Annotated in this window: 12 protein-coding genes; all 12 read left to right on the top strand. The window is 65.3% G+C overall.

Going from position 1 to position 7173, the window contains the following annotated elements:
• The first annotated feature begins 133 nt into the window (after positions 1 to 133).
• The 12 genes from rpsH to rpmJ all read left to right on the top strand — a co-directional run bounded on the left by rpsH (position 134) and on the right by rpmJ (position 7148).
• Positions 134 to 532 carry a 30S ribosomal protein S8 gene (gene rpsH / locus ACNPM4_RS12750; RefSeq protein WP_029260924.1) on the top strand — a complete coding sequence of 133 codons (399 nt, stop codon included), beginning with the start codon at positions 134 to 136 and terminating at the stop codon, positions 530 to 532.
• Between the two features lie 6 nt (positions 533 to 538).
• The gene (gene rplF / locus ACNPM4_RS12745; RefSeq protein ID WP_029260925.1) at positions 539 to 1075 is read left to right on the top strand and encodes a 50S ribosomal protein L6; all 537 of its coding nucleotides are present in this window, start codon (positions 539 to 541) and stop codon (positions 1073 to 1075) included.
• Positions 1076 to 1077: 2 nt separating this feature from the next.
• Complete coding sequence (rplR, locus tag ACNPM4_RS12740; RefSeq protein ID WP_029260926.1) at positions 1078 to 1437, top strand: 50S ribosomal protein L18; 360 nt, start codon at positions 1078 to 1080, stop codon at positions 1435 to 1437.
• Positions 1434 to 2135: a 30S ribosomal protein S5 gene (gene rpsE / locus ACNPM4_RS12735; protein WP_029260927.1), complete on the top strand. Its 702-nt coding sequence runs from the start codon at positions 1434 to 1436 to the stop codon at positions 2133 to 2135. Before rplR ends, rpsE begins: the two co-directional genes overlap by 4 nt.
• Entirely contained in the window at positions 2135 to 2320 is a 186-nt protein-coding gene (gene rpmD, locus ACNPM4_RS12730; protein WP_017201575.1) for a 50S ribosomal protein L30, read from the top strand. Before rpsE ends, rpmD begins: the two co-directional genes overlap by 1 nt.
• Positions 2320 to 2955 (top strand): 50S ribosomal protein L15, encoded by a 636-nt coding sequence (gene rplO, locus ACNPM4_RS12725; protein WP_036302867.1) that lies wholly within the window; start codon positions 2320 to 2322, stop codon positions 2953 to 2955. Before rpmD ends, rplO begins: the two co-directional genes overlap by 1 nt.
• A gap of 182 nt (positions 2956 to 3137) precedes the next feature.
• Entirely contained in the window at positions 3138 to 4460 is a 1323-nt protein-coding gene (secY, locus tag ACNPM4_RS12720; RefSeq protein ID WP_029260928.1) for a preprotein translocase subunit SecY, read from the top strand.
• Complete coding sequence (locus tag ACNPM4_RS12715; protein ID WP_448985924.1) at positions 4457 to 5062, top strand: adenylate kinase; 606 nt, start codon at positions 4457 to 4459, stop codon at positions 5060 to 5062. The genes secY and ACNPM4_RS12715 overlap by 4 nt, the downstream gene beginning before the upstream one ends.
• Before the next feature lies 1 nt (position 5063).
• The gene (gene map / locus ACNPM4_RS12710; protein WP_372469107.1) at positions 5064 to 5915 is read left to right on the top strand and encodes a type I methionyl aminopeptidase; all 852 of its coding nucleotides are present in this window, start codon (positions 5064 to 5066) and stop codon (positions 5913 to 5915) included.
• Entirely contained in the window at positions 5915 to 6580 is a 666-nt protein-coding gene (locus ACNPM4_RS12705; RefSeq protein ID WP_029260931.1) for a DsbA family protein, read from the top strand. Before map ends, ACNPM4_RS12705 begins: the two co-directional genes overlap by 1 nt.
• Positions 6581 to 6745: 165 nt before the next feature.
• The gene (gene infA / locus ACNPM4_RS12700; protein WP_017201569.1) at positions 6746 to 6967 is read left to right on the top strand and encodes a translation initiation factor IF-1; all 222 of its coding nucleotides are present in this window, start codon (positions 6746 to 6748) and stop codon (positions 6965 to 6967) included.
• Between the two features lie 64 nt (positions 6968 to 7031).
• Positions 7032 to 7148, top strand: coding sequence for a 50S ribosomal protein L36 (rpmJ, locus tag ACNPM4_RS12695; protein WP_005050492.1), 117 nt, complete (start codon positions 7032 to 7034; stop codon positions 7146 to 7148).
• The last annotated feature ends 25 nt before the right edge of the window (positions 7149 to 7173 follow it).

Here is a 7173-nt window from a genome sequence, read left to right as displayed (position 1 = left end):
GCTCAGGGACCCATGGGTTGCTGAGCCTGTCGAAGTACTCGCCGACATGCACCTACAATTGAAGATTGCGTGTCATCGCAGGCCGTCTGTCGTGTAACGGCAGCCGGAACCTCATGAACAAAGGAAAACAACAATGACAATGACAGACCCGGTCGCAGATCTGCTGACCCGTCTGCGTAACGCGAACTCGGCGCACCACGATTCCGTGACCCTGCCGTCGAGCAAGCTCAAGACGAACATCGCTCAGATCCTCCAGCAGGAGGGCTACATCGCCGGCTGGGAGACCTCTGACGCTCGCGTCGGACAGAACCTCACGCTGACGCTGAAGTACGGCCCCAACCGTGAGCGCTCGATCGCTGGTATCAAGCGCGTCTCGAAGCCCGGCCTCCGCGTCTACGCGAAGTCCACCGAGCTCCCCACGGTCCTCGGCGGCCTCGGCGTGGCCATCCTGTCCACCTCCTCCGGTCTTCTCACCGACCGTCAGGCTGAGCAGAAGGGCGTGGGCGGAGAAGTTCTCGCCTACGTGTGGTAATTCGAAATGTCGCGTATTGGACGACTTCCCATCGACGTTCCCGCGGGCGTGACCGTTTCGGTCGCAGGCCGCGTGGTCTCGGTGAAGGGCCCCAAGGGTGAGCTCACCCTCACGGTGGCCAACCCCATCGAGGTCGCGGTCGAGGAGAACCAGGTTCTGGTCTCCCGTCCCGACGACGAGCGCGAGTCTCGGTCGCTTCACGGCCTGACCCGCACGCTCATCAACAACAACATCATCGGCGTGACCCAGGGCTACACCAAGGGTCTCGAGGTCGTCGGCACCGGTTACCGCGTGCAGCAGAAGGGGAGCTCGGTCGAGTTCGCCCTCGGCTTCTCGCACCCGGTCCTGATCGACCCGCCCGCCGGCATCACGCTCACGGTCGAGGGCACCACCAAGCTCACCGTCAGCGGGATCGACAAGCAGGCTGTCGGCGAGGCAGCTGCCAACATCCGCAAGATCCGCAAGCCCGAGCCGTACAAGGGCAAGGGTGTGCGCTACGCCGGCGAGAACGTGCGTCGCAAGGCCGGAAAGAGTGGTAAGTAACCATGGCTCTCAAGTCAAAGTCTGACGCCCGCGCGCGTCGTCACGCCCGCCTTCGCAAGAAGGTCGTCGGCACCGAGGTGCGTCCGCGCCTCGTCGTCAACCGCTCGGCCCGCCACGTCTTCGTGCAGCTGGTCGACGACAGCAAGGGTCACACCGTCGCGTCGGCTTCGACGCTCGAGACCGACCTGCGTTCGCTCGAGGGTGACAAGACCGCCAAGGCCCGCAAGGTCGGCGAGCTCCTCGCCGAGCGTGCGAAGGCTGCCGGCGTTTCCGAGGCAGTGTTCGACCGTGGCGGCAACCGCTACGCCGGTCGTGTCGCCGCCATCGCCGACGGCGCCCGCGAAGGGGGTCTGGCACTGTGAGTGACAACAAGGAGAACGAAGTGACCGAAGCGGCAGCTGCCACTTCCGAGACGGCTGCGGGCACCACGCAGGCAGAGCCGGCTCGCGATCAGCGTGATGGCCGCCGCGGTGGCCGCGGTGACCGCAACCAGGGTGGCCGCGACCGCAACTCGCGCGACCGTGGTGACAACCAGTTCCTGGAGCGCGTCGTCACGATCAACCGTGTCTCGAAGGTCGTGAAGGGTGGTCGTCGCTTCAGCTTCACCGCCCTCGTGGTCGTCGGTGACGGCAACGGTCTGGTCGGCGTCGGCTACGGCAAGGCCCGAGAGGTCCCCCTGGCGATCTCGAAGGGTGTCGAAGAGGCCAAGCGCAACTTCTTCCGCGTTCCGCGCGTCGGCAGCACCATCCCGCACCCCGTGCAGGGTGAGGCCGCCGCAGGTGTGGTCCTGCTCCGTCCGGCCGCTGCCGGTACCGGTGTCATCGCCGGTGGTCCGGTCCGCGCCGTGCTCGAGTGCGCCGGTATCCACGACGTGCTGTCGAAGTCGCTCGGCTCGTCGAACACGATCAACATCGTGCACGCGACGGTCACGGCCCTGAAGCAGCTCGAGGAGCCTCGTGCGGTCGCCGCGCGTCGTGGCCTCGAGTTCGACCAGGTCGCCCCTGCCCGCCTCGTGCGCGCAGAGGCCGAGGCCATCGCCGCACAGAAGGTAGGTGCCTGATGGCCGCGCGACTGAAGGTCACGCAGATCAAGTCCAAGGTGAGCGAGAAGCAGAACCAGCGTGACACGCTGCGCAGCCTCGGTCTCAAGCGGATCGGTGACACCACCGTCCGCCCCGACGACGCGCAGACGCGCGGTTACGTCAAGACCGTCGCACACCTCGTCAAGGTTGAGGAGATCGACTAATGGCTGAGAAGAACGAGGCCGTCGAGGCTGAGAAGGCCCCGAAGAAGGCTGCAGCTCCCAAGGCTGCCGCTGAGAAGAAGCCCGCCGCGAAGAAGGCTCCGGCCAAGACCGCTGCGTCCGCCGCCAAGGCTGACGCTCCGGCCAAGAAACCGGCCGCCAAGAAGGCTGCGCCTGCGAAGGATGCTCCGGCATCCCGCCCCGGCGTCCTGAAGGTGCACCACCTGCGTCCGGTCCCCGGATCCAACACCGCCAAGACTCGCGTCGGCCGTGGTGAGGGCTCCAAGGGTAAGACCGCCGGTCGTGGTACCAAGGGCACCAAGGCGCGCAACACCGTTCGCGTCGGCTTCGAGGGTGGGCAGATGCCGCTGCACATGCGCACCCCGAAGCTGCGCGGGTTCAAGAACCCGTTCCGCGTCGAGTACCAGGTCGTGAACCTGGAGAAGCTCGCGGAGCTGTACCCCAAGGGTGGCGATGTCACCATCGGCGACCTGGTCGCCAAGGGTGCCGTTCGCAAGAACGAGAAGGTCAAGGTTCTCGGAAACGGCGACATCGCCGTGAAGCTCACCGTTTCGGTCGACAAGGTCTCGGGTTCTGCCGAGCAGAAGATCGTCGCGGCGGGCGGATCCGTCAAGTAACCGCAAGATGAGAGGGGCCGGAGATTCTCCGGCCCCTCTCGTCGTTTCACACTCCGAGACCTCGCTCTGGGGCCGCATCCGGCGGGCCTGGTATCGGTGACGAATTCCGGGAACCCCGGATTGCGTTACCCTGGTCTTTCAGCCGTCCTTCGGGAATCGGCAACTTTTCAGGAGGAACGTCCTTGTTTAGCGCCATCGCGCGGATCTTCCGCACCCCGGACCTGCGTCGGAAGATCGGTTTCACCCTCGCCATCATCGCGATCTACCGTCTCGGCTCCAACGTCCCTGCGCCGTTCGTGAACTTCCCGAACGTCGAGGAGTGCCTCGCGGCGAACGCGGGCACCGACGGCCTGCTCGGACTGGTCAACCTCTTCTCCGGTGGCGCGCTGCTGCAGCTGTCGATCTTCGCGCTCGGCGTCATGCCGTACATCACGGCGACGATCATCACCCAGCTCCTTCGCGTGGTGATCCCGCACTTCGAGGCGCTGCACAAGGAAGGACAGGCCGGTCAGGCCCGTCTGACCCAGTACACGCGGTACCTCACCATCGCGCTCGCGCTCCTCCAGTCGACGACGCTCGTGACGGTGGCGCGAAGTGGCCAGCTGTTCGGATCCACCGATCTCGCCGCCTGCCAGCAGTTGCTGACCAATGACGTGTGGTGGGCGCAGCTGCTCATCATCATGACCATGACGGCCGGTACCGGTCTCATCATGTGGTTCGCCGAGCTGGTCACCGAGCGCGGCATCGGCAACGGCATGTCGCTGCTCATCTTCACCTCCATCGCCGCGACGTTCCCCGGTGCCATGGGCCTCATCTGGCAGACCAAGGGCTTCGAGGTCTTCCTCCTCGTGCTGCTGGTGGGAATCATCGTCATGGGGCTCGTCGTCTTCGTCGAGCAATCCCAGCGACGGATCCCCGTGCAGTACGCCAAGCGCATGGTCGGTCGTCGCACGTACGGCGGCACCAACACGTACATCCCGATCAAGGTGAACATGGCGGGTGTGATCCCCGTGATCTTCGCGTCGTCGCTGCTGTACATCCCGGCTCTCATCGCGCAGTTCAACACTCCGCAGGACGGATCCACGCCGCCCGAGTGGGTCAGCTGGATCACCGCGAACTTCACCACCGGCAACAGCCCGGTGTACATGGCCGCCTACTTCCTGCTGATCATCGGCTTCACCTACTTCTACGTGGCGATCACGTTCAACCCGGTCGAGGTCGCGGACAATATGAAGAAGTACGGCGGGTTCATCCCCGGCATCCGTGCGGGTCGCCCGACCGCCGAGTACCTCGACTACGTGCTCACCCGCATCACGCTCCCGGGCTCGCTGTACCTCGGTCTGATCGCGCTCATCCCGCTGATCGCACTGGCCACGGTCGGCGCTAACCAGAACTTCCCGTTCGGCGGCGCCTCGATCCTCATCATCGTGGGTGTGGGTCTCGAGACGGTCAAGCAGATCGACGCTCAGCTGCAGCAGCGACACTATGAAGGGCTCCTCCGATGACAGCATCCGCACGTCTTCTCATCGTCGGCCCGCAGGGCTCCGGCAAGGGCACGCAGGGCGTGCGCATCGCCGAGTCCTACGGCATCCCGGTCGTCTCGACCGGTGACATCTTCCGCGCGAACATCAAGGAGGGGACACCGCTGGGCCAGCAGGTCACGGCGATCCTCGACAAGGGTGACCTCGTTCCGGACGAGCTGACGAGCGAGATCGTGCGCGACCGACTGTCGCAGGACGATGCAGCCCACGGGTTCCTGCTCGACGGGTACCCGCGAAACACTGCGCAGGTCGCCCACCTGGAGTCGTTCCTCGCGGGGCGGGGGGAGTCGCTCGACGCGGTCATCCTCCTCGACGTGCCACGTGAGGAGAGCCTGGAGCGTCTGACGCTCCGCGCCACCGAGCAGGGCCGCTCCGACGACACCCCGGAGGCCATCGGCCACCGTCTCGACATCTACGAGCGGGAGACCGCTCCGATCATCGAGGTGTACGATGCCAAGGGCATCGTCGACCGCATCGACGGTACCGGCGCTCTCGACGACGTCACCGAGCGGATCACGGCGGCTCTGGCCGCCCGCGGCCTGCGCCTCGCGGCCTCCGCCTCCTGAGATGTTCCGCCGGTCGATCTACAAGACCCCGGCTCAGCTGCGAGCGATGGTGGAGCCTGGGCTCATCACGGCCGCAGCGCTGGATGCCGTCCGCCCGCTGATCAAGGCCGGCGTGACGACCCTCGAGCTGGACGCGATGGCCAACCGCACGATCCTGGCCCGCGGCGCGGAGTCGAACTTCCAGCTGGTGCGCGGCTACCACCACACGACGTGCATCTCGGTGAACGAGCAGGTCGTGCACGGGATCCCGGGTGAGCGCGTGCTGCAGCCCGGCGACATCGTCTCGGTCGACTGCGGCGCGCAGTTCAAGGGCTGGAACGGCGACAGTGCGATCACGGTCGTGGTTCCCGACCCGGAGCGGCCGGAACTGGTCGCGCAGCGCGAAGAGCTCTCCCGCGTGACCGAGGGATCCATGTGGGCGGGGATCGCCGCGATGGCATCCGTCTCGTCGATCGATGAGATCGGCGCGGCCATCCAGGACTACATCGAGGCTCAGGGCCCATCGGCGGTGTCGGGGGACCCGTACGGCATCCTCCGTGAGTATGTCGGGCACGGCATCGGCCGCAAGATGCACGAAGCCCCCAGTGTCTTCAACTACCGCACGCCCGACCGTGGCGAAGACGTCAAACCCGGTCTCGTGCTCGCGATCGAGCCGATGGTCACCGCGGGTGGGGATTCGACGTTCATCGAGGACGATGACTGGACCGTCACGACGGTCGACGGAACGGACGGCTCCCATTGGGAACATAGCGTCGCCCTGCATGATGGGGGTATCTGGGTGCTGACTGCGCCCGATGGCGGAAGAGCCGGACTCGCTCCATTCGGAGTCGAGCCTCGAGAGATCGGAAAGTAATGGCAGCGGCGAAGAGCAACACCAACTGGTTCGCGATCGGCGTCTCCATCGCCGTGGTCGTGGTGCTGGTGGCGATCGGTGGACTCGTGGTGTTCCTCAACAACCAGGCCACCTCGCCCGGCGCGGCACCGAAGGCCAACGACACGTTCAACTCAGAGACCGGTGCGATCTCGTTCGGTGACGGTGAGGACACTGTCGCGGTCTTCGTCGACTTCCAGTGCCCGATCTGCGCCAGCTTCGAGGAGCAGTACGGCGAGCAGCTGGAAGCCGCTGCCGCCGACGGTCGCATCACCCTCGAGTACCACCCCATCGCGATTCTGGACCGCTACTCGCAGGGCACCGAGTACTCGTCTCGCTCCGCCGGCGCGGCCTTCTGCGTTGCGGAGTCGAACCCGGATCTCTACCTCGACTACTCCAAGACGCTGTTCGACAACCAGCCGGCAGAGAATTCCGCGGGTCTCACCACGGATCAGCTCGCCGACTTCGCATCGCAGGTCGGCGCTGACGATGCGGTCTCGTGCATCACTGACGAGACCTATCGCAAGTTCGGAGCGGCGCAGGCGAAGGCTCATGAAATCGGCGGCACGCCGACCATCGAGGTCAACGGCAAGCGCCTCGACCTGCAGGCCGGCGAGATCACCGAGATGGAGAAGCTGATCGGTTGATCCGACAGCTGTCCGCCACGGGCGGTCAAGTTGCCGGATGACTCCGGAGCGTCTAACATAGATCTTTGGTGCTTTGTGCCTTGATTCGGCGTGTCCGTCGGCGCAGCACCACAAACCCAATCACCCACCGCAGATCGACCGATCTGCAGAAGCGTCAGCGAGGCTATGGCTAAGAAAGACGGTGTCATCGAGATCGAGGGCGTGATCTCCGAGGCTCTGCCCAACGCGATGTTCCGCGTTGAGCTCAGCAACGGACACAAGGTCCTTGCAACGATCTCCGGCAAGATGCGGCAGAACTACATCCGTATCATCCCCGAGGACCGTGTGGTCGTGGAGCTCAGCCCCTACGACCTGACCCGCGGCCGTATCGTCTACCGCTACCGCTGATCGGTCGAGAAGTAACGGCCTGCCCCTGCCTGGGGCGGTACGAAGACAGCGAACAGGAAACATCATGAAGGTCAACCCCAGCGTCAAGCCCATCTGCGATCACTGCAAGGTGATCCGCCGTCACGGCCGCGTCATGGTGATCTGCAAGAGCAACCCGCGTCACAAGCAGCGCCAGGGCTGAGTCCCCGGCGGGCCCGCCGATCCGC

It is taken from the genome of Microbacterium umsixpiens (assembly GCF_053543675.1).
Note: the sequence above shows the minus strand (reverse complement) of the source record. Positions and strands in the feature narration are given on the sequence as shown.